The sequence below is a fragment of the Pseudomonadota bacterium genome (assembly GCA_018817425.1).
Taxonomy (GTDB): Bacteria; Desulfobacterota; Desulfobacteria; order Desulfobacterales; family RPRI01; genus RPRI01.
The window spans coordinates 64,854-87,550 of sequence record JAHITX010000123.1 but is presented as its reverse complement, the minus strand read 5'-3'; the positions used below and the strand labels follow the sequence as shown (position 1 = coordinate 87,550).

The window sequence follows — 22,697 nt, the reverse complement described above, 5'->3', positions numbered from 1 at the left end:
TGATATGGCTCCAAGAACTATGCATAATATTCATACCCTGGTTCAAAATAACGAATTCAAATAATCATTTTAAATTCATAATATTAGATCAATACTTAAAACTACCGGTTCAAAATATTGAACTTGCCACAGGCAATATAAAATCTGTTAAAAAAAATAATAAGAAATTAATGGAATATTTAATTATAACTATCTAATATATAGGACTAATTAACTTTATTAATTATTTATGACAAAAAAAGACTAAATTGGCAAATTATTTGCAATTAATAATGTCAGTTCCAAAAAATTCTTCTTTTCTCCTTAGCGGCCAACCGGATTAATTCCGGCTGGCCGCTATCCTTTTTATCTTATATATTTTACATATTATTTTAAACCAAGCAGTTATATTCTGCTTTTTATTGTACACCTAAGGTTGAAATCATACTGGGGCCTGATTTTTTATTATTACAAATGTGACAAAATATTGGATGTGACAAAATAATGACGGCCATTCTTTTCGATTCGATGCTTATTATATATATACCAAATAATGGCAAGGATATTGCATGATTGCCATATGTTGACTAAGACCTGTTTTTCAAATGCTACTGAATTTATCAAGAATTTAATAACTGGAGGAAAGGATATGATGGATTGCTCATGCTCGAAAACACTTGAATGCTACACCGGATATCTTAAAAAAAGTCCTTGCAGAGATTGTGAGTTTAAAAACAATCTCCCTGATTGTTTCGATGATTGCAATATATTGAAACAATTACAGACAGATATGGCCAGTATTATATCATGCTCAAATGATTATTCAGAAGTTGAAACATATTCCATGCCGAGTCTACAACCCTGAACCATGTTATAAATAATAATCGCCGGCCATCGGCGTAAGCCGATGGCTAAGTACTTCACTTCAAAATTTCCGGATTATGTCGACCGAAAGGAGATATCTTTTTTCATTATACTTTCCTATCGATCTGAAGCAAGCTCAATCATAGCTACTTTGATGAGAAGCATTTTATCCGGGTCTATTAACGATGGATCGGTCCGGTATATCTCGTTTAAAGCGTCAATAATATATCTGAAGGATTTTGAATTTGGATATGAGTTTATGTTGAAATTGCTTAAAGCCGAAAGCAGGAGTTTGACTGCGCCATTAAGATCACCCGCTGCCATTAGATGCCTTGCTTTAAAATAATGCCCCCAATAGGACTCGGCCCTTATATTATCTGTAATTCCGATCAGTTTATCGGATACGGATAATATTGCCTTTTTATTGTTTGCATCCAGATAAGCGGCAAGTTTTAATTCTAAAAGCTTAGAAAATGAAGATTTTGCTTCCACCGATAAATTGGATTTATATAAATCGATAAGTTCTACAGCCTTTTCATACTGCCCGTTGTAGAGAAGATAAAGGATGTATTTTTCTGTAATGGGCCAATCCAATGCCCAGGGTTGGCTCATTACAGGCATAACTTCGTTTTTCCATTCCTTTGCATTCCAGGGAAAGGGAAAAAAATCATCGAATAGAAAATAGCGCTCATTCATTTTCAAACGATCAAGGCCTAAGGTTTTTGAAAGACTGTAGCGATCATAATCTTTCCAGTAGTTACCCTTAGCTTCGTAGTAATCGCTGATATTGGCTTTTTGCCACACTTGGAAAGGTTTGCTGTAACGCTCAATTTGCGGGAAGAGAGCAACGAATTTTGTTTTTTCCTGCTTTGGCACAACTACACTCATTAAAAAGCTTCCCTCCATCCAGTCTCGCTGGAAATTCCAGAATGGTTTATCATTCCAGCGATTTGATTTGGCCGTGTCATAAGTAAAAAACATTTCCATGTTTGAATCATATCCATATAGCGTGTATACATGGCCCGGTATATATACCAGCACCGGATAACCGGCTTTCAAAAGAGAAATCAAAGTATTCTTGTTCTGCCAAAAAGAAGTAATCAGCTCATAACCGTTTTTCTCTAAAAAGGTTTCGGCCTTCCAGATAAAAGTGCCTGAAGAAAAACTCTCCTTAATCGCATAGCTTAACTTTCTGGTGCTGATCGGTTGCTTCTCGTAAAACTTCAGTATTACCGAAAGAGAATTGGGAAAGCATGATGCTGCCTGCTCAAAAGTCTTATGCTTAACAAGTAGAATTTTTCTTCCATCATCTTTTAAGGGTTTATTCTTTTCGAAGGCATCTACATATCTGCGTGCTTTCTTAAAGACCTCGTAGTTTTCCGAATAATCGGTGAGCACTTTCTTGAAACTATCAATAGCTGAATCATAATCCTGATTTAATACATGTAAAACACCTTGCCTGTGATGAAGTGATGCAAGAAGATCGTCGTAGCGTATATAGGGTATGGCTTTAGCATATAGCGTTTTAGCGGAAGAGAGCTTGTGTTTGTCTTCCAGCACAGAAGCAATGGTAAGATTGACTGTAACAGAATATGCCGATACTACAATAATATGAAGTGCTATAAAAGGGATGCCGATTAATAATATGGCAACCGACTTTATGCTGCTACGGTAACTGATTGTTTTTAGAAAGTAGGCAGCTGAAAGTGAAATGGAAATAAAAAGCAATACATAAAAAAGATATTCCGCCGATTGAGGACGATATGAAATTGGTGCAAGCCGCTGTAATGGGTAAATGACAAGCGCCAATACAAAACCGCCGTAAACTAAGATAAATACAAATATAGAAAAAACAGATTTGACAACTGCGCCAATATCTTTATTAAAAAAGTCATTATCTTCTTTTATCCCGTAAAAAAAACCATATATCATTCCGATCAGGCTCCAATACTTAAATACATTTGCCTGAGAGGAAAAATATACGCTGACCTGCTCCCCAAGAATCCAATAATATATTGCCTGAACGATGTTGCTTATACCGGGAAACATGAGTCCCATAATTATCATCCAGGCACATGCACGCGTAAAGGAATATTTTTGTTTAAAGCCAGTAGTTCGGACTATGCTTTTAGAGTCAATGCTCCAGCAATAGAAAAATGCCAGACCAAATATTGAAAGATAAATTATCAGGTAGATGAAGCGCGTAAGAAACGGGCTAAAAGTAAATGTAAACATAAGATAAGCGCAAATGGTCATTGCAACAAGAGAAATCCAAGCAAAATATCTTGCAGCCGGATAAGCATTGCGTGTCTGTCTAAAATATAATACTAGGAAAAACGGACCCAGAAACAGAGCATACATCAGCATCTTCCAGCCTTTAAGTCGTTTTTTTTCATTTGGCGTATCATTAATCATTTCATTCATTATAGCCCCTCCTGCGCAGGTAAGAAGTAGCGCTCATCTAACGGCTTGTTAAAATATTTGCTAAGTAAATGTGCAGCAAGGCTGTTATGGCTGTCTTTTTTAAGCGTCTTTTCTAGCCGTTTTAAGGCCGTTTTGCTTTGGCCATCTCTTATATCAGCTATAGTTTGATAGTATAGATACAGGTGTGGTTCATGGTCAGGTGGTGAGTAAAAAGGAGACGGCGGCTTTTTGAGTTTTACTCCTGCGATATGATACCACATCTCGTATTCACAGCTAAACGGGTGGCGCAAAAAAGTAAGCTTCAGATAATTATATGCTTTTTCATGATACCCAAGCAGAAATAGCTCGCGGCCTATTATGAATGCATCATGGCAGTCAACAAGATCGCTTGAGATAATATTTCCGGTTACAAGACGGAGAAACAGATCAGGTGCTCCATTTACATGGTTATTTTCAACCAGAAGACTGGCAATATCAATACGGTCAGAATCCCGCAAGGTTCCTATTCGCTGAAGAAGTGCTTCAATTTCCTTAATCCGGCCAAATCCTTTTTTATTAAATGATGATATCTTCGGCCGGAAAAACAGATCCTGTTCATAAGGCGTTGGCTCAAGCATGGCCTTAATTAAGGCAACAGCCCGCGTATAGTTAGCATATTTGGGGAAAAGGCCGTTTTGTTTGGCATTAATAACCGGAGTGCTTGAAAACTCTGGGTTAACAGCAAATTTAATTGCGCGCTTAAGCTCTGCAAGATCTTTTTCTGCAAACAGATCGGGCATGGCTTTATCAAGACCTTTTTTGGTAAAAACAATAACTGCTCCGGAATAATGTGGCAAAACATCTTTTAAATAGTCAAGTGATATAGGAACCATTGTTCGTGAAAGAATTTCATCTTTGAGAACCTTTGATTCATCAGAATCAAAAAGCGTTTTAATAGATTTATTCATATCCGATGGTGTTTGTATACGAAACCAGGCAAGACCTGATTGAGGGTCGATATGAAGAAGCGCTGCCCAATATTCTTTGCCTGACAACTTAAGACAAAGCACGGGGCATAATTTTCTTTCAAGAAGCTTTTCAAGAAGTTCAAGCCGTGGTGGAATGAAATCAACCTTTGTTTTGGTAGCTAGTGATAGATAGGATGCCTTATATGGCATGTCGATATATGGAAGCCGGCCATGTGAGCTTTTTGGCAGCATTGTTTTAAAGTCGGCAATAAACTTGTTCAGGTTCTCTTTTGAAATTGTGCCCTGCATCAAAAGTGCAGTAAGCATAACATCCCAGTCCGGATGGATTGGCCTGAATATGGGTACCTTGTCAAACGACATAGAAGATGATTGTACTTTTCTTTTATCTATCAAATCAGCCAGTCGGCAAATATCCGCATCAGCAGGAATAATAATATCTTTTTTACCGTTTAAAAGTTCGCAAACCAAACTCAATTCTTCCGGATTTGAATTAAACGCTCTGGTATAAAGGTATCTCATTCGGCGCGCTGCATTATGTGCGCTATTAAAACGGTCGCGGTCTGTAAAAATAAGGTGTTCATAAATTCTTTGCGAGACTACAGGTTTTGATTTGTTGAAATTATAAAGGGAGAAAGTAGAAGCAACTTTTTGAGGCAGTCCCAAAAAGCAGAGCCACAGAAAAATAAAACAAAAGCCTTTTGTGCATGTCAAAAAGAAAAAGCGCCTTGTATACTGGCCGAAAGACTTGGCATCCCAATAATCCAATGCCAGAATGGCACAAAGCAAAACAAGTACAAGCTGTGTCCAAAAGCCGCCTCTGATCTTTAACCAGGCGAAAAGAAAAATTAATGTAACTGAAAGTAGAAAAACAAATACGATAAAACATGCATAAAGAATAAAAGTACGGTTGATCGAAAAGGTTTTATTGGCATTTGTCATATATCCGGCTAAAAGCACAAAGATCCCCGACACAAGAATCAGCAAATCCTGCCAGAAGGGCAATTCTTCGATCCAGATTTTATAGCCCTTTACTGATTCTTGATTTAATTCAATAAGATCAAGATCAGGAATAATGCTTAATACTGTAAAAAGCAGAACAAGAAACAAAAATAAATGTAAATGGGTTTTTGTAACAGGACTTATATCAAAAGGTGTAAAATTATCTTTTAAAGAATATTTAGCGCAAATAACAATAAAACCGGATAAGGCTGGAATAAGCATCCACAGGCTGCCAAAGTACGGAAATATTAATTGAAACAATGCTGATATAAGAAGAATAAAAATCAAAAATAATGTTCCGCCAAGATGTTTAAGACTTTTTGCAAATCGAAAGTCTTTAATTCTTAACAGAGTAAAATGAGCCGGCGCAGGAAAGAGGATAACATTTAAAACAAACCATAGCCATGTCCCCTTCAACTGTCTTCGATCTTTGATATCATCCGAACAAGTATTTATTTCTTCTGCCATTAATTCACCTTAGATAGAAGTTTACATGAATGTTATAAATTGTACTGCTTCATCACAAGATATTCTGTCTTCTTATAAATCTTATTCAACAAGTGATTTAGTGGTTTCTATATAAAGCCCCTGATGAAGAAGCGAGCTTTTCGGGTCGAAGTAAAAGTATTGTTTATATATTTTATTTGTTTAGATTTGTTGAGATAAAAATGAACCCATATTTTCCCAATTCAGGAATCAGATATTCTTCGAACGTTTTGTTCTTATCCGCAGAATAACTAACAACAAAGAATACTACTGCTATAATAGGTATTAATAAAAACCATTCGCTCATAAATATTTATAAGAATATCCAACAAGCAGGTATTTAACCTTCTCGTCGGACAAGGCGAGTAATATGTCTTTGTAATCTTCGTTCAGCATCGTATTTATTACTCAATGATGTAATTTCTCTGGTTAAAATCCAGACTAGTCTAATGCGATCTGCCGGCGTTTCTGGAACGAAATCATCATTCCGATGGTCTGACATTCTGTGTATGCTTGTATGTGTTCTGTTCATATTTGAGTTTATAACACAAAGCTATATATTAACAAAGAAGAAACTGGATGTAACAGTCAGTTTTCTTTCTTATTTTGCTTGTGTGGAGGTGAGTAATAACGAATTAAGGAATTATAATTTATTGCTGCGGTTCTTTTTAACCTCATACATTGCGATATCGGCATTGTGGATAAGTTCATCCGGATTATCTCCAATGGCAGCCGATGAAATTCCTGCTGAAACACTGATCTGCACAATATCTTCTTTGTTGGAAAAGAACCGCGTCTTGCTGAAGCTTTCATTAAAAGACAAAATTCTTTCCTGAGCCATGGCTTCCGGCATGTTTTCAATTATGACTGCAAATTCATCACCTCCGTATCGGGCTATGAATTCATCTTTACGAAAGGTTTTAGTGAGTGTTGCTGCTACTTTTTGCAGGACTCTGTCTCCTGCCACATGGCCATAAGTATCATTAATCCATTTAAAATTATCCACATCAAACATTACCATCAAAAATGCGGCTCCGCCTTGATTTAGAGATTCAAGTAATTCTAAAATTTTCATATCAAAGGCTTTCCGGTTATACAAACCCGTAAGACCGTCTTTGTTTGCCTCCTCCTTAAACTGATTGGCTTTTTTTGACAGAGTCTGAACCTCAACTTCAGCCAGGGAAATTTTTTTTCGAAGCCAGTGAATCTTTTTCTGAGCCTTTTGAGATTTATCTTCCTCTTCCTTCTTTTTTTTGGCTAACATCTGTTTAATATTTGAAAGCCTGTTCAGGACTTCATTTTTGACATCGTTGATTGTGGAATATATGCTAAAGGAACTTACAATCGAACCTACCTCATTATTAATTTTTTTCTCGAATTCCTCAAAACCTTCGACTTTTCCACCTTCATCAAGCTCTGATGTTAATATTTTTTCCAATTCTGTGACTTGCGTAAAAAAGTTTAAAAATGTTTTGCTGTTATGTTTGAAGTCTTCTGAAATTTTTCCTTTCAGCTTATAAATATAGTCCAGCAAGCGTTCTTTATCTTTATTAAACTCCTTTGGTAACACACCATTTTTGTAGTTAATACGGACAGTCTCTGATAGTTGTTTCATTTCATCGTTTAAAGGATAAAAATTATCCGTAAGGACATAGGCAACCCTGTCTAAGACTTTGTATGGTTCTAATAATTGCTTATCATGGCTTCCCTTCTTACCTGCAATGGATTCATCGGCTGCCTTGGTTTCTTCTTCAAATATGCTTCTTCTTAAAATGCTTGTCTTCTTGGAAATACTATCTATAGACAAGATAGTATCATCATCCTTTAGCAGTTGTTTGATTTCCCGATATTTATCACTATATTTCGGAATAATATCAACAATGAGTCCCAAGGTGCTTATAATTTTCAAGAGACATTCTTTTTCATTTTGACAAACTGTTTCAAGGGATAAATATTCTTTTTTCAGGCTATCGTATTTAGCCTGGATTTCTTCTCCCATTTTTATATTTTTCCTCTCTTAATTAAGACAAGATAATAAGTTGTCAGAAATTTATTTTTTTAAAATTGAACCCAAAAATACCAATCAAAACAATATTGATATGATCTGCATAAAAAGATCAATATACTATTAGGCAGAAATCGTGCCAATTCTATATCAGACGATAAAATATATTGTAGCTACTCAGGTTCACAGCACAATGGTTAACGATTCAAAGGTTGGAGAGTGATAAGAATCGAATGTTTTTAAGGTGTTGAGGTTTAGGAACCGGCTTGTGAATTGACAAAAACATATCTCACAAGAAAAGAAGGATAAATATTATAAAGCGTCATTTTCTTGACTCGATTGACAGTATCATCGCTATCGACAAAAAAAATACCGATTTTTTGTTCCAGGTAATCAGCCTGCGATATGAGTGCGGCACTATAGTAATTACTTCCACTATATTCAACTCATACACGGTTCCCTCACAACTGGGAAATTTGTTCCTCTCTTTCCATCTGCTATACTCTATTCTGACAACTACCCACCATTAAAGACTTGTAGATACATAATACATAAAAAGCATTTTATTTCATTGAAGTGATTCCGGTTGTTTTCTTTCAAGAAAGAAAGATTCTATTAAACTATTGAATCTGCTTCTGTCTTCTTTATTGTCATGCATCTTCGAGATATGCATATGCAGCCCAATTTATCCTTTTAAACCGATATAGCCATAGCCATTAAAATAACGCCGTAAGCCTGAAAAGCGCTTAAAACAAACAATAAATTGACCGAAATAAACAGTAATGATATTGTACAAAGCAAGACATCAAACTTTTACATATAATAAATTATTGTCCATACAATAAATAAGGAGGCTGTATGAATAAAATCTTAATATTTCTTATGGTTTTATCCTTTACAATATTAATTTCATTGCCATTATCAGCCGGCAATGAACCTATGGTTAAAAACAGGATAGATGAGTTAAACAGGTTCTGCCGGGAAGCTATAGCCCAAACTGGCGCAAAACCTGAAAACGGAACAATAAATATAAAAGTAAGAGCCATTCCGGCAAAAGACGGCTTCATATTTGAACCAATTGCTGATGATCAAAAAGGTGAAATAAAGATATCTTCCGCAGTAGAGCCATATCTTTCAAAGAAGGATGAGGAAAAATTTTTCAGTTTCAGGGAAGGAATTGCAAGAATTGTTCATAAAAAACCCAGCGTTGTTCCTTATAAAAATTATGGTAATCAAGGTGAACATATTTCATTTAAAGATGCAATTATTAGACTGAACAGAACCAAGATAAAGTCAAATTGAAGAGCCAGTTTCAAAACGCCCCATTTTGGCCGATCTCTGCGTTGGGCTCAAATTTCAATCCTCGAAATACTTAATGTATTCCTGTGGTTGAAATTTTCTCCCGCCTTGAGCTTGACCAAACTGAAACGTTTTGAAAGTGGCTCTGAAGTATGTCTTTTCATAAAAAGAAGAATCTTCTTTCACAATTCATTAAATCATACAACATATCTTAAAAAATACAGTGTGAAAATAAGGGAATAAATGAACGAAACACATATATCGAATATTGCAAGTGAACTGAGTTTGAAATTATCGCAGGTTGGAGCTGTTTCAACATTGCTTGAAGAAGGAGGCACTGTCCCTTTTATTGCGCGATACAGGAAAGAAGCTACTGAAAGTCTTGATGAAGTAGTAATTACTGACATAAGAGATATGCTGAAAAGACTTGAAGAACTGGATAACAGAAAAGAAGCTGTTTTAAAATCATTGGAACAACATGGCCATCTTACAGATGAACTTCGTGAAAAAGTAATGGCTGCTCCAACGATAGCAGTTTTAGAAGATATTTATCTTCCATTTAAACCGAAACGGCGGACGAAAGCGGCTATTGCAAAGGAGAAAGGGCTTGAGCCGCTTGCCATGATTATTTTTGCACAGGAAGGAGCAGATCCTTATACGGAAGCAGAATCATTTATTGATATAGAAAAGGGAGTTGAGACTGTTGAAGACGCACTTTCAGGCGCAAGGGATATAATCGCTGAAATAGTTAATGAAGATCAACAGGCGCGTTCATCTTTAAGGAATCTTTTTTCTTCAAAAGGCATGTTTGTAAGTAAAGTAGCAGGCGGCAAAGAACAGGACGGCATAAAATATAAGGATTATTATGACTGGAATGAACCTGCGTTTTCTGCTCCTTCACATAGAGTACTTGCAATGCGAAGGGGAGAAAAAGAAGATATTCTTAATTTAACGCTTGCACCAAATGAAGAAGATGCAATTAATTTGCTTGAAAAACTCTTTGTTAAAACCGACGGCAAAGATTCCGATCAGGTGAGAATTGCAGTTCATGACAGCTATAAGAGATTGCTTTCACGATCAATGGAAACTGAAGCAAGACTTCTTACCAAGGAAAAGGCTGATCTGGAAGCAATAAGGGTTTTTACTGAAAACCTTCGTCATCTGCTTTTATCCCCGCCTCTTGGAGCAAAGCGGGTAATGGGAATTGACCCGGGATTCAGAACCGGGTGCAAAGTTGTTTGTCTTGACCGGCAGGGAAAACTTCTACATCATGATACAATTTATCCCCATTTTTCCGAAAAAGGCGAAAAAGAAGCCATTGTAAAAACAAAGGAACTTTGTGAACGTTTTGAAATTGAAGCCATAGCTATTGGAAACGGCACAGCGGGCAGGGAAACGGAATCATTTTGTAAAAACATTGATTTTTCAAGGAAAATTATGGTTATTATGGTTAACGAAAGCGGAGCATCAATTTACTCTGCTTCTGAAACTGCAAGAGACGAGTTTCCCGATCTTGATTTAACTGTAAGGGGTTCCGTATCAATAGGAAGAAGACTTATGGACCCTCTTTCAGAGCTTGTTAAAATAGATCCTAAGTCAATCGGAGTCGGCCAGTATCAGCACGATGTTGATCAAAGCGCTCTTAAGAAATCTCTTGATGATGTTGTAATAAGCTGTGTTAATAAAGTCGGAGTGGATGTGAACAGGGCAAGTGTTCAGCTTCTTACCTATGTTTCAGGACTTGGCCCTCAGCTTGCAAAAAACATTATTACATACAGAAATGAAAACGGACCGTTTAAATCAAGAAAAGAGCTTAAAAAAATACCAAGGCTTGGAGCAAAAGCATTTGAACAATCGGCAGGATTTTTAAGAATAATCCAAGGAGATAATCCTCTTGACACAAGCGCAGTACATCCTGAAAGTTATCATATTGTGTATAAAATGGCTGAAGATCTATCCTGTGTGGTGGAAGATTTGATAAATGATTCTTCAAAAAGAAGCAATATAGATATTTCAAAATACGTAACGGAAGAAGTCGGCATTCCTACCTTAAACGATATAGTGGAAGAACTTGCCAAACCGGGACGTGATCCTCGCAAAGAACTTGAGGAATTTGCTTTTGAAAGCGGAGTTGAAAAGATGGAAGACTTAAGAGCCGGTATGAAGCTTCCGGGTATTGTTACAAATGTTACGGCATTTGGTGCGTTTGTGGATGTAGGAGTTCACCAGGATGGTCTTGTGCATGTAAGCGAACTATCGGACAGGTTTATTAAAAATCCGGGCGATGTAGTAAAAGTTCACCAGAAAGTCATGGCAACGGTAATAGAGGTTGATGTTGACAGAAAAAGAATTTCACTTTCTTTGAAAAAAGTTCCTGGTAAAAAAATAAAATCTGAAAACTCCACTGAAGAAATAAAAGGGAAAAAATTTATTAAAAAACCGGCGCAACCCGTAAAACCGAAAAATACTCCATTTAATAATCCATTTGAAAAACTATTAGATATTCCTAAAAAGTGAACCTGATAAAATATTGCAGCAAGAAATTCTTTGATATTAATACATTGCATCAATGCAATTCCATGTATAGCAAACAGCGCATATATGCAAATATATGCGCTTATCATTTATATCTGCTTTTCACATTAAAACAAACATATCTATATAAATCGATTATATATCAACAAATTATTGACATTTAATGAATGTGGCATAATTAATGCTGATTATTTTAAAAGATATTTAATAGAGCAGGAATCTACCAGTTAAGGGGGCTTGGATAGGTGAAAGATCTTAAAATATTGATAAAGGGTGCAGGTGAGATGGCTACTGGAATTGCTTGCAGACTATATATGTCGAATTTAAAAAAAATTGTTATGACCGAGATTCCAAAACCGGTTACTGTAAGAAGAATGGTGGCTTTTTCCGAGGCCGTATATGAGAACACAAAAGAAGTTGAAGGTGTAAAGGCTGAATATATAGTAAATTATGATGAAGTTAATAAAGTATGGGGTAGAGAAAATATTGCGGTAATTGTAGATCCCTCATGGACCATTATCAGTGAAATAAAGCCTGATATAGTAGTTGATGCAATAATGGCGAAGCGAACTACAAAAACTAAAATTGATGAAGCACCTCTGGTTATAGGTGTTGGGCCGGGCTTTACTGCATCCCAGAACGCCCATGTAATCATTGAAAGCAACAGAGGTCATAATCTTGGCAGGCTCATTTACAATGGTTCGGCTGAACCGCATACAGGTATTCCCGGTCCGACAAAAGGCTACACCAAAGAACGGGTATTGCGTGCGCCTCATAAAGGCAAGGTAAAGCATGTTAAACGACTTGGAGATGAAATCAACAAAGACGATATTATACTTTTTGTGGACAAAACTCCGGTGCCGTCAGCTATTGATGGAATACTTCGCGGGCTTATACGCGAAATTGATGTAACGGAAAATGAAAAGATAGGAGACATCGATCCGAGAAGCGATAAAGAATATTGTTATACTATTACTGAAAAGGCTCGTGCCATAGGCGGAAGTGTTTTGGAAGCGATCATGCATTATTACAATGAACCTTCGTGAACAGAAACTGCCCTATATTTATGTAGGCACATGTTTGTAAAGATGCAGAATTTTATGGACACGATATTATAGAGACGTAAGGTCGTAGAGACGCAAGATTTTGGAGACGCAAGATTTTGCGTCTCTACTGGATGCAAGGGGAATTAAATAATTTGGATGAAACTACGCTAAAAGACAGCAGCATTCAAAACATGAATGGACAGTATATTTTAAGAGCCATTATTGACAGTCTGGATGGTGATGAGAAAATAAAGGAAGTAAGAATAGGTCTTCACTGGACTGCTGTAGTAAGCAGGTATTGCGGGCTTTCATCTACAATGATAGGCGAGCACTGTGCTCACGAGGCAAGAGAAGAAATTACCCCTGTGTCACTTACAGATATGACTGCAATGGAACTTGCACAATATTGTTTTTCAGATGATATATCGAAAGCTTCATTAGGACTTGCTGCTGTAAATTCATTAAATGAAATTAACGAATCAAAAACTGTTGATGTCAATGCCGGTGAGTTATTATTAAAATATGGTCAAAATAAAAATGTTTCCGTTATAGGACATTTCCCTTTTACCGATGCTTTAAGGAAAACGGCAAAGAATCTGTGGGTTATTGAAAAAAGAGCGATAAAAGGTGATTATCCTGAAGATAGTGCCGAAAAATATCTTCCACAATCAGATATTATAGCCATATCCAGCACAACATTGGTAAACCATACCTTACAGAATTTATTAAAATTATGCCCGCAACACAGCTTGAAAATGCTTTTGGGACCAACTACTCCGATGAACGAAGTAATATTTGATTTCGGGTTTGATATTATATCAGGTAGTAAAGTAACGGATATAAATATTGCTTTAAAACATATAAGCGAGGGTACTAATTTCAGGCAGTTAAAAAGAACAGGCTCTATAAGGCTTTTTACAATGATGAAAGAGCCAGTTTCAAAACGCCCCATTTTGGCCGATCTCAGCGTTGGATGAAAATTTTGCACGTAGTGAAGCATTGCGCTATCCTCGAAATACTCTATGTATTCCTGCGGTTAAAATTTTCACCCGCCTTGACCTTGACCAAACTGAAACGTTTTGAAAGTGGCTCGAAAGATAAATAATATGAAAGATAACAGTGAACGCTCTCTTGAACAGATCTATAGAAGTGCGGTAAGTGGCCTGTATTCAAGGCTGCGAAGTAATTATGATTTTATTTACAATAAATTTGGTGATGAAGGCTTAAAACTAATATCTGAAATGAGCCGTGAATATGGTCTGGATATAGCTGCAAGAGCAAAAAAGAGACTGGAAAATCGTGATCTTGAATCAATTGCAGGTTTTATATTAAGAATTTTTGAAACAGTGGCATGGGGCAAGGATGATACAGGTCTTGTGGAACTTAGCAAAACAAGGGCAGTAATCAGAGCCGATCATTGCCCTCTTAATTTCAAAGACCCCAAAATGTGTTTAGCCCATACCACTATGGAAAAAACAGTTGTGGAAGTATTGAATCCGAAATTGAAATACTATATTGGAAAATCCATTCCGGCAGGGGACAGCTATTGTGAACACATAATTGAAACGGGATATGAAAATTAAAGTTACAATATTAGTGGATAACCGGGCTGCTGAAGGGTTGTTGGCGGAACACGGCTTTTCTTTATGGATAGAAACCGGAAAAGAACGGATTTTATTTGATACCGGAATGGGAGGCGCACTTGCATCTAATGCAGATACACTGGGGGTAGATCTGGGTCTTACCGAAATTCTGGTATTAAGTCATGGCCACTTTGATCATACCGGTGGAGTTTCCCGGGTTACAGAAAACTCTAAAAACCTTACTGTTTATTGTAATCCTGCAGTTATGAAAAACCGGTATGTCATAAGTGATGGCAAGGCAAGACTGATAAATATCCAGCCGGACTCTATGAAGGCTGTTTTAAATTTACCTCCCCAAAATATAAACTGGGTTACCCAAACTGTGTTAATTAATGAAAACATCGGCATAGCATGTCCAATACCGAGGGAAACAAGCTATGAGGATACCGGGGGGGCGTTTTATCTTGATCCGCAGGGATTATATGAAGATTTGATTGATGATGATCTTGCTTTGTGGATTAATACAGAAAAGGGTCTTGTAGTATTTGTGGGTTGCTGCCATTCCGGATTGATAAATACTTTAAACCATATTTCGCGTTTGAACAAGGGAAAGAAGATATTATCGGTTATCGGGGGCTTTCATCTGCTTCATGCAGATAAAAAACGTATTGATATGACCATTTCCGCATTACAGTCGTTTTTACCGATGGACTTGCACCCTTGTCACTGTACAGGTGATAATGCAATGAAGGTATTGAAAACAGCATTTGAGCATTATGTTGAACCTGGCTTTGCAGGAGCAAAATATATATTTTAAAAAGGAGTTTTTTATATGCCGTTATTTGATTATCTTTGCCTGGATTGTGGTAAAACAACCGAAATTCTGATTGTTGCTGATAAAGATTTGCCATTATGTAAATATTGCGGCAGCAAAAGTATGGAGAAGCAACTTTCTAAGCCTTCATCTTATATGGGCCAGCAGGCGGGGAAATTTCCAGGTTCAAAAGACACGGCTTGCTGCGGTAATTCACCCAACCAGGCTCAGTGTTCCGGACCGGGAAGCTGTTGCGGAAAGGCTTGATTTTAGCAACTTTAACAAGTTGCTGTCTTTGGAATATTTACTGTAAATTTTGATCCCTGCCCAGGTGCTGAAACTACTTTTATTGAACCTCCGTGCTGCTTGATTATTTTATTTGAAATAAAAAGGCCAAGCCCTGTTCCTTTACTGCCTTTGGATGAAAAAAATAATGTAAAAAGCTTATCACATATATCTTTGTCCATACCTGTTCCATCATCGCTTACTTCAAAATAGATATTATTCTTATCCTGTGATACATTAAATATGATTTTGTGTTTTTCATTTGACTTGTCTTTGATGCATGCATCAACTGCGTTTTCGAAAATATTGATCAAGGCTGAATTTATGCAACCTGTATCGATTTCAAAGTTTCCCAGGGTGTCATCAAAATCGCGTACGAATTCAATATCGTCAGATGTAATCTTTCTCTCCATAATATCTGCAACTTCTGCGGAAAAACTTAACGCATCTACTTTTTCCCAGTTCAGATCTCTTTCTTTTGCATAATAAAGAATATCTAAAACCATTCTTCTTATACGGTCAACCATGAGTTTGACTATTTTCCATCCTTCTTCAATTTCGGCTGAATTTTCTTTCGAAAATCCGGATTCTACCTGGTACATACCGGCATCCAGACAAGTAAGCAGACCTTTTATGCCATGAGAAACGGAACCTATCATAAGTCCTAAAGAAGACAAATGGCTTTGCAGTTCGGATTTTTCCTTAACCAATTTTTCCAGATTTTCGGTATATTCTCTTAACTGCCTTCGTGCTATAATTTTTTCTTCTACTTTTTTAAGAGCCACATCTAAAATATTTACGTTTATAGGCTTTGTGATAAAATCCGCCGCATGATCTTGTAAACTTGCAATGGCAAGTTCCATATCGCCATGGCCGGTTATCATTATGATTTCAGTGTCAGGCTTATCCCGCTTGATTTTTTTAAGTAGTTCAATTCCGTCGATACCAGGCATTTTTATATCTGAAATAACTATAGGCGGAGCATGTTCATTGAAAATATTTAAAGCCTCATTGCCGTTTTCTGCAAGAAGTGTACTGTAGCCCTTGTCTTTCAGATAAACGCCTAAAACATCACGAATATCTTCTTCATCATCAACCAGCAGTATTTGATTATCCATTTTTATTATCCTGTACAGGAAGAGTGATTATAAAACATGCTCCCTGATCCTCTATCGATCTGGAATATATTGTTCCTCCGAAATCCTTGATTATCCCGTAACTGATAGACAAACCCAGACCGGTGCCTTTTCCGGCTTCCTTTGTAGTAAAAAACGGTTCAAATATTTTATCGGATATGGCTTCAGGAATTCCTGCACCGGTATCAGATACTTCAATGACAACATTATTATTATCCATATATGTTTTTAAATGGATTTTCTTTTCAGCTTCGGCAGAATTCATATTCCTGTATTTTTCTTCAATGGCATCCCTTGCGTTGATTAACAGGTTTATAAATACCTGTTCAAGCCTTTGAGGGTCAGCCATAATCATCGGCAAGCTTTTGTCGGTGTCCCATAACACTTCAATACCTCTTACCCTGAGATGTTGGGCAAAAATTGAAAACGCCCTTTCAAGTTCTTCATTAACCTGCACCTTTTCAAAATCTATTTCCGATTTTCTGGCGAAATTTCTCAAATGGTTAATAATCCGGGATGCCCGATCAACATTATTGTCGACTTTTACCAGCATATTGTTAAGAGTGGTTTGATCTATTGACTCATTGTCATTTATCTTACGGATAAAAAAACTACTGACCGTTTTAATAACAGATAAAGGCTGGTTGAGTTCATGTGCTATTCCTGTAGCCATTTCTCCAAGAGTTGCCATTTTACCTGCCTGTATTATTTGTTGCTCCACCTCGAGACGTTTTGTTATATCATCTGTTACTACAAGTAAAACTTTCTGTCCCGGATATTCGGAAGGAGTAATTCCTATATTAACTATGATAGTTTCTCCGCTTTTTGTTAATTGTTTTACCCGGTTTAATTTTGAATAAGCTTTCATTTTGAAGGTATAATCAATTTTTTCTTTTTTTATAAAGAGATCCATGAATGATTTATTATTTATTTCTTCTTTTAAAAATCCGTAAACCGATGTTACTCTTTCATTACAATCAAGGATATTAAGCGAATTTATATCAAGAACAAAAAGAGGATTGGGAATATTGTTGAATATTGAATAATATTTTTTTTCAGATTTTATCAGGTTTTCTTCAAGTTCTTTTCTGTGCGTTATGTCAAGACAAACTTCCATAACAGCGATAATTTCATTTTTTTCGTTTTTTACTGGAGATGTATGCGCTATCCAATATGTAAATGTACCGTCATTGTTAAGACTGGATTCTTCTCCATAGTGCGATTTTCCGTCATCGAAAGTCATAGCCACCAGACATTTCTCACACCTTGAATCTCTTTTCTTATAGGCCTGGTAACAGTAATCACCTGGCTCGGGATGGAAATGATCCTCAAACAAATGATTGTAACGAATAAGCCTGAACTCTTTATCCTGTAATGTTATAAGGCAGGGGACCAGCTCAAACAAAGTCTGGTATTCACTTGTATGTATATTTAATTCGGACCATTTTGTGCCGGTTTCTTTTAGCATACTATTAATACTATCTCCGTAGAGCCAGTTTCAAAACGTCCCATTTTGCCCGATCTCTGCGTTGGGTGATAATTTTAATCCTCAAAATACTCCATGTATTCCTGCGGTTAAAATTATCCCCCGCCTTGACCTTGACCAAACTGAAACGTTTTGAAAGTGGCTCCGTATTAAATAATTGTGTTAATTGATCACAGCATCGATTGTTGCAAATATTTGCTGCGTGGCGAATCCATCCAATGTGGAAGCGCAATTAGGGCATACCGCAACACATGTCCCGCAGCCCTGGCATATGCATGGATTGATAATAATTTGTTCGTTTTCATAATCTATGCTACGTGCACCGTATGGGCATGCGTCAATACATTGTTCGCACAAAGCGCAAATACTGTGATGTACTTTTGCACTAATCTTTCCTCCGGCCAGATTTTTATGGCTTAAAATTACAAGTGCTCTTTGGGCAGCTGCTTCTGCTGTAGCAATAGTTTCGGCAATATTACGGGGAGAATGAGCCAGACCGCAGGCAAATACTCCTTCTTTGAGTGAATCGACCGGTCTCCATTTTGATTCCGCTTCCTGAAAAAAATTATCACAATCAAGTGATGCACCTAAAGCTTCTGCTAAATCACGGGGCATATTCGGCACAATGCCTGTAGCCAGAACCACAAGATCGGTTTCAATTTGTAGTTGTTTTCCCAGTATCGGTTCAAACACCGAGATTTGTGTTTTGTTGTTTTCGTCATTAACAATGGGTTTATTATCAGTGTCATACTGTATAAACATAATGCCCGCATTCCTGGCCTGTGTATAATATGTTTCATGAAAACCATATACCATAAGGTCTCTGTAAAGAATATATACCGAGATAGCGGGATTTTTATCCTTGAGAAAAAGCGCATGTTTTAAGGCATTTGCACAGCAGACGCGGCTACAGTAATTACGCGGTTCCTGCCGGGAATCAACGCATTGGATCATTACCACAGAATTTAGTTTTTCAGGGTCAATAGTATTATCCGAAAGTTTTTGTTCCAATTCCTTCTGGGTGATAACAACCGGATTTACACCGTAAGTATAAGACTGGGTGTCTGCCTGTCTTCCTCCTGTAGCTAAAATAGTTACGCCATGTTGTAATGTATGAACCTGATTATCGGAATCTTTTATATCAGTATGAAAATTTCCTATTTCACCGGAAGAGCCGGTTACTGTTGATTGGGTATGAGTATTGATCTTCGGATGTTTTTGAACAAGATCAAGAGTTTTTTCCAGCAACTCGTTTGTAGAATATCCATCCAATGTTTTTTTCAGCCAATTCAGATTACCTCCCAATTCGTCGGACTGCTCTATAATATCCACTTCAAAGCCATGATCGGCAATTGCCATAGCAGCAGTCATACCGGCTATCCCTCCGCCTACTACAAGGGCTTTTTGGCAAATAGGAATTGTTTGAGTTTCCGAGAAATTTGCCCATTTAAGCTTTGCTATACCGGTTTCAATTACGGACAAAAGCCGCTGTTCGACAGCATGTGATATTTTTGTGTCTGAAACATTATATTGTTGTATTTCATCGCAGGAATTAGGGCGAAGCAAATGTGATATATCAGTATTTATATCAACTATAGAAATTAAGTCAGGATTAAGGCCTGTTTGTTTACAAAGCTCATTTATCTTAAATTTATATACATAGGGAAGACATGTTGCGATAAGAAGTCTGTTTGGATTTGACGTTTTAATTATATTTATAAGAGTATCCAATGATTGTCTTGTGCAAAGTTGTTCCAGAAATTCAATATTCTCAACTAAGGGGTCGGATTTAAGCCGCTTGCTGATATAATCTAAATCTGCTGATTGCGATAACCTGTTACCGCAAGTACAAATTACAGTCAGAATTTTAGGGATTGCTTTTGTCAGGGCATTTTGTGGCGGACTTTTCTTATCTTCTATTGAAAGTTCTCCTCCTTTTGAATGAATTATCCGTGAAGCATTAACAGCTGCCGATGACGCTTGTATAAGTGAATCGCTGATGTCTTTTAGTCCTGCAAAAGAACCTCCGAATGTTATTCCGTCAATGCCGGTTTTAGTTAGCGAAAACGGCTCGGTTTTTCCGAATCCCCATTGATTTAAATCTAATCCCAGAAATTCCGCCATTTCAGATGTTTCTTGCGCCGGTCTCTGGCCAACAGCAAGCACCAGCATATCAAACCTTTCTTCTTTCAAATTGCCGGAGATATCCATATTGCGGACAATCAAATCACCTGTTGCTGTATCCGGAAAAACCGAATGAACTTTAGCTCTTACAAAATTAACATCATATATATTTTGGGCTTGTTTACGGTAACGCTGAAAGGTTTTTCCGTATGTTCTTAAGTCCATATAAAAGATAGTTGTTTCTATATCTTGAGTACTTGATCTTTTAGCAAGCAGCGCTTCCTTGATTGAAAACATGCAGCATATTCCTGAACAAAAATCTGCATTGGTTTGCAAATCGCGTGATCCGACACACTGTATCCATGCTATTTTTTTTACAGGTTTATTATCGAAAGGCCGTAACAGAGTACCATTGCATGGGCCGGTTCCGCTTATCATGCGCTCAAATTCAAGGCTTGTTAAAACATTGGGATAAGCCTTATAACCAAACAAGTTCTTTTCGCTTTTTGGATTGAAAAAACCGGTTCCGCCGCAAAGCACGATTGCGCCTACTTCAAGCTGCCTTTCTTCGACAACGGCTGTGGTATCCTGAAATATCTTTGCAATCATCGGGATTAAAACATCAGGATCAAACGGCTTAACCAGATAGTCCAGAGCCCCGATTTTCATGGCTTCAACAGCGGTTTCAACGGTTGCGTAAGCGGTCATCATAATTACTTTCAGATCATCAAAAAGCTCTTTGGCTTTTTGAAGTACTTCAACTCCATCCATGCCGGGCATCATGATATCTAAAAGCATTAAATCGTAAGCTTGTGCTTTCAGTTTATCGAGAGCTTCGGCGCCGGAAGCAGCCATATCAACCAAAAACCCATCGTCTATTAACCATTCTTTTAAAGAATCACGCATAATCAGTTCATCATCCACTACCAGTATACGAAAGGATTTTCGTTTATCCTGCGGCAAATTAATTGCACCTGTCGGGCAAGCTGATATGCATGCCCCGCAATGTGTACATGATGAAATATCAATTATATACGGATTCGGTATGGCATGAGGAACAGGCAGATAAATTGCTTTATGAGTTCCAATATTCTCGTTAAATTCGTCAGGTACTTCTACCGGACAGACATCGGCGCAATAACCGCAGCCGGTGCAAAGATTTGGATCAACCCAGTTAGAATGCTGTCTTACCGTTGCCTGAAATTGTCCTGCTTCGCCTTCAACCGATGTAAGTTGTGTTGAAAGAAGTATTTCAATATTTTCATGAAATAAACCTTTACGCAGACAATATTGTGAGCCTTTATCTCGATTGTACAGCGGAAGCATCTTGCACATTCCGCAAGTATCCGTTGGGAATTGATAATCCAACTGTCTTAATATGCCGCCTGTATTCGGTGCCTTGTCTATCAGCGTGACGCCATAGCCGTATTCTGCCAGATCCAAAGCGGTGCGAAGTCCGCTTATTCCGGCGCCTACAACCAGAGCCTTGCCGTATTTTTTGGTCATAAATACCTCTTAATCGTTTATTCCTACCACCTCTTGATATTCGTCCTTATTAAATATCGACAGAGGAGGTCTTTGTTCAATACTTTGACCTGCCTGGTAATCAAACGCCTTTTGGGTGATATCGCCTATGGAACGAAACAGCTCCATAACCGGGATATCGTTCGGGCAGGCGTTTGAGCACTGGCCACAGCCGACACAAGCCGTACTCATATGAGTCAGACGCGTGATATGATAAAATAGGGTATCGGTAGGCATTTTAATGATACCTTTCCGTTTAGCCCAGCTTAAATACTGGGAAGGATCATGGTTAAATACATCCGTAACGAAAACACATTCTTTGCAATAGCAAACAGGGCATGCCACCCGGCAATTATAGCAATTGACGCAGGAAGCAAAATACTCGGATATTTTTTCCAGGCTATCGGTTGCTTCCTTCGTTTTATCGAACATATTATCTTTATATTCGGTGCGCTGTTTGATCAGATTATTGATAGCACTCTGTCTGCCCGCAGGTTCATTTGTGGCGCTAAGATTAAGTTGTTTTAATATATTATCTCCGGCTTGTGATTGAGCCTTAACCAGTAAGGATTCGTCAGTCTTCATACCGTATAGGCCGATCTGGATATCGGCGTTTTCGGAAACCGGGTGTTCACATGCCATACAGGCTGTAGCAAGTTTTACTCCTTCTATTTCAACAGCATTTTCTTCAATAACCTTTTTATAAAACAGGGTGCTTGCTTCTTTTGTTTTTTGACTAAAGAATTTTAAATAGTCATTATTTTGAAATGCGCCTAAACAATCTACGCATATCAAAATAATATCATCTTTTTGGGCCTGGTTTAGTTTAACCAGTTCAATAAATGCTCTGATCTCACAGGGGCGCAATACAGCTGCTATTTTACCGCCAATTGGCTTGCGTGTGAGTTTGGCGGCAATTGTTGCCGCATTCATTGGAAATGCCGGTGCAAGAGTATCAACACCTTCTAAATATTTTGGATCAGTTACCAGCGTGGGCATTACCATTTTTTTCATCGGGAGATGCTGAGGCACAAGCATTGCCTGAACAATTCCGGTTTTAAGAATATCTTCCAGAAAACTTCTTATGGATTCCGATATATCCTGATTTTTAATATTAATTTTTGCCGTAACCGTCATATT

At 37.5% G+C, this 22,697-nt stretch carries 14 protein-coding genes; 7 read left to right on the top strand and 7 right to left on the bottom strand.

The window, feature by feature from the left end:
- Positions 1-960: 960 nt before the first annotated feature.
- The 3 genes from KKC46_20610 to KKC46_20600 form a co-directional block, all read right to left on the bottom strand.
- Entirely contained in the window at positions 961-3,267 is a 2,307-nt protein-coding gene (locus tag KKC46_20610) for a hypothetical protein (protein ID MBU1056202.1), read from the bottom strand.
- Entirely contained in the window at positions 3,267-5,702 is a 2,436-nt protein-coding gene (locus tag KKC46_20605; GenBank protein MBU1056201.1) for a hypothetical protein, read from the bottom strand. The genes KKC46_20610 and KKC46_20605 overlap by 1 nt, the downstream gene beginning before the upstream one ends.
- A gap of 661 nt (positions 5,703-6,363) precedes the next feature.
- Positions 6,364-7,719: a GGDEF domain-containing protein gene (locus KKC46_20600; protein ID MBU1056200.1), complete on the bottom strand. Its 1,356-nt coding sequence runs from the start codon at positions 7,717-7,719 to the stop codon at positions 6,364-6,366.
- Between the two features lie 864 nt (positions 7,720-8,583).
- On the opposite strand from KKC46_20600, the gene KKC46_20595 reads away from it, so the two are divergent.
- The 7 genes from KKC46_20595 to KKC46_20565 all read left to right on the top strand — a co-directional run bounded on the left by KKC46_20595 (position 8,584) and on the right by KKC46_20565 (position 15,269).
- Positions 8,584-9,027: a hypothetical protein gene (locus KKC46_20595; protein ID MBU1056199.1), complete on the top strand. Its 444-nt coding sequence runs from the start codon at positions 8,584-8,586 to the stop codon at positions 9,025-9,027.
- Positions 9,028-9,267: 240 nt separating this feature from the next.
- A complete protein-coding gene (locus tag KKC46_20590; GenBank protein MBU1056198.1) occupies positions 9,268-11,541 on the top strand; it encodes an RNA-binding transcriptional accessory protein in 2,274 nt (757 codons plus the stop codon).
- Between the two features lie 302 nt (positions 11,542-11,843).
- Positions 11,844-12,605, top strand: coding sequence for an EF2563 family selenium-dependent molybdenum hydroxylase system protein (locus KKC46_20585; protein MBU1056197.1), 762 nt, complete (start codon positions 11,844-11,846; stop codon positions 12,603-12,605).
- Between the two features lie 152 nt (positions 12,606-12,757).
- The gene (locus KKC46_20580; GenBank protein MBU1056196.1) at positions 12,758-13,582 is read left to right on the top strand and encodes a DUF364 domain-containing protein; all 825 of its coding nucleotides are present in this window, start codon (positions 12,758-12,760) and stop codon (positions 13,580-13,582) included.
- A gap of 129 nt (positions 13,583-13,711) precedes the next feature.
- Entirely contained in the window at positions 13,712-14,188 is a 477-nt protein-coding gene (locus KKC46_20575) for a hypothetical protein (GenBank protein MBU1056195.1), read from the top strand.
- Positions 14,178-15,005 carry an MBL fold metallo-hydrolase gene (locus tag KKC46_20570; GenBank protein ID MBU1056194.1) on the top strand — a complete coding sequence of 276 codons (828 nt, stop codon included), beginning with the start codon at positions 14,178-14,180 and terminating at the stop codon, positions 15,003-15,005. Before KKC46_20575 ends, KKC46_20570 begins: the two co-directional genes overlap by 11 nt.
- A 15-nt stretch (positions 15,006-15,020) precedes the next feature.
- Positions 15,021-15,269 carry a zinc ribbon domain-containing protein gene (locus KKC46_20565; GenBank protein ID MBU1056193.1) on the top strand — a complete coding sequence of 83 codons (249 nt, stop codon included), beginning with the start codon at positions 15,021-15,023 and terminating at the stop codon, positions 15,267-15,269.
- Positions 15,270-15,280: 11 nt separating this feature from the next.
- Here KKC46_20565 and KKC46_20560 read toward each other — a convergent pair whose 3' ends face one another.
- From KKC46_20560 to KKC46_20545, 4 genes are all read right to left on the bottom strand, one after another.
- Entirely contained in the window at positions 15,281-16,405 is a 1,125-nt protein-coding gene (locus KKC46_20560; GenBank protein MBU1056192.1) for a response regulator, read from the bottom strand.
- Positions 16,398-17,891 carry a PAS domain S-box protein gene (locus KKC46_20555; GenBank protein ID MBU1056191.1) on the bottom strand — a complete coding sequence of 498 codons (1,494 nt, stop codon included), beginning with the start codon at positions 17,889-17,891 and terminating at the stop codon, positions 16,398-16,400. The genes KKC46_20560 and KKC46_20555 overlap by 8 nt, the downstream gene beginning before the upstream one ends.
- A gap of 180 nt (positions 17,892-18,071) precedes the next feature.
- Positions 18,072-21,539, bottom strand: coding sequence for an FAD-dependent oxidoreductase (locus tag KKC46_20550; GenBank protein MBU1056190.1), 3,468 nt, complete (start codon positions 21,537-21,539; stop codon positions 18,072-18,074).
- Positions 21,540-21,548: 9 nt separating this feature from the next.
- Entirely contained in the window at positions 21,549-22,694 is a 1,146-nt protein-coding gene (locus KKC46_20545; protein MBU1056189.1) for a 4Fe-4S dicluster domain-containing protein, read from the bottom strand.
- Positions 22,695-22,697 lie beyond the last annotated feature (3 nt).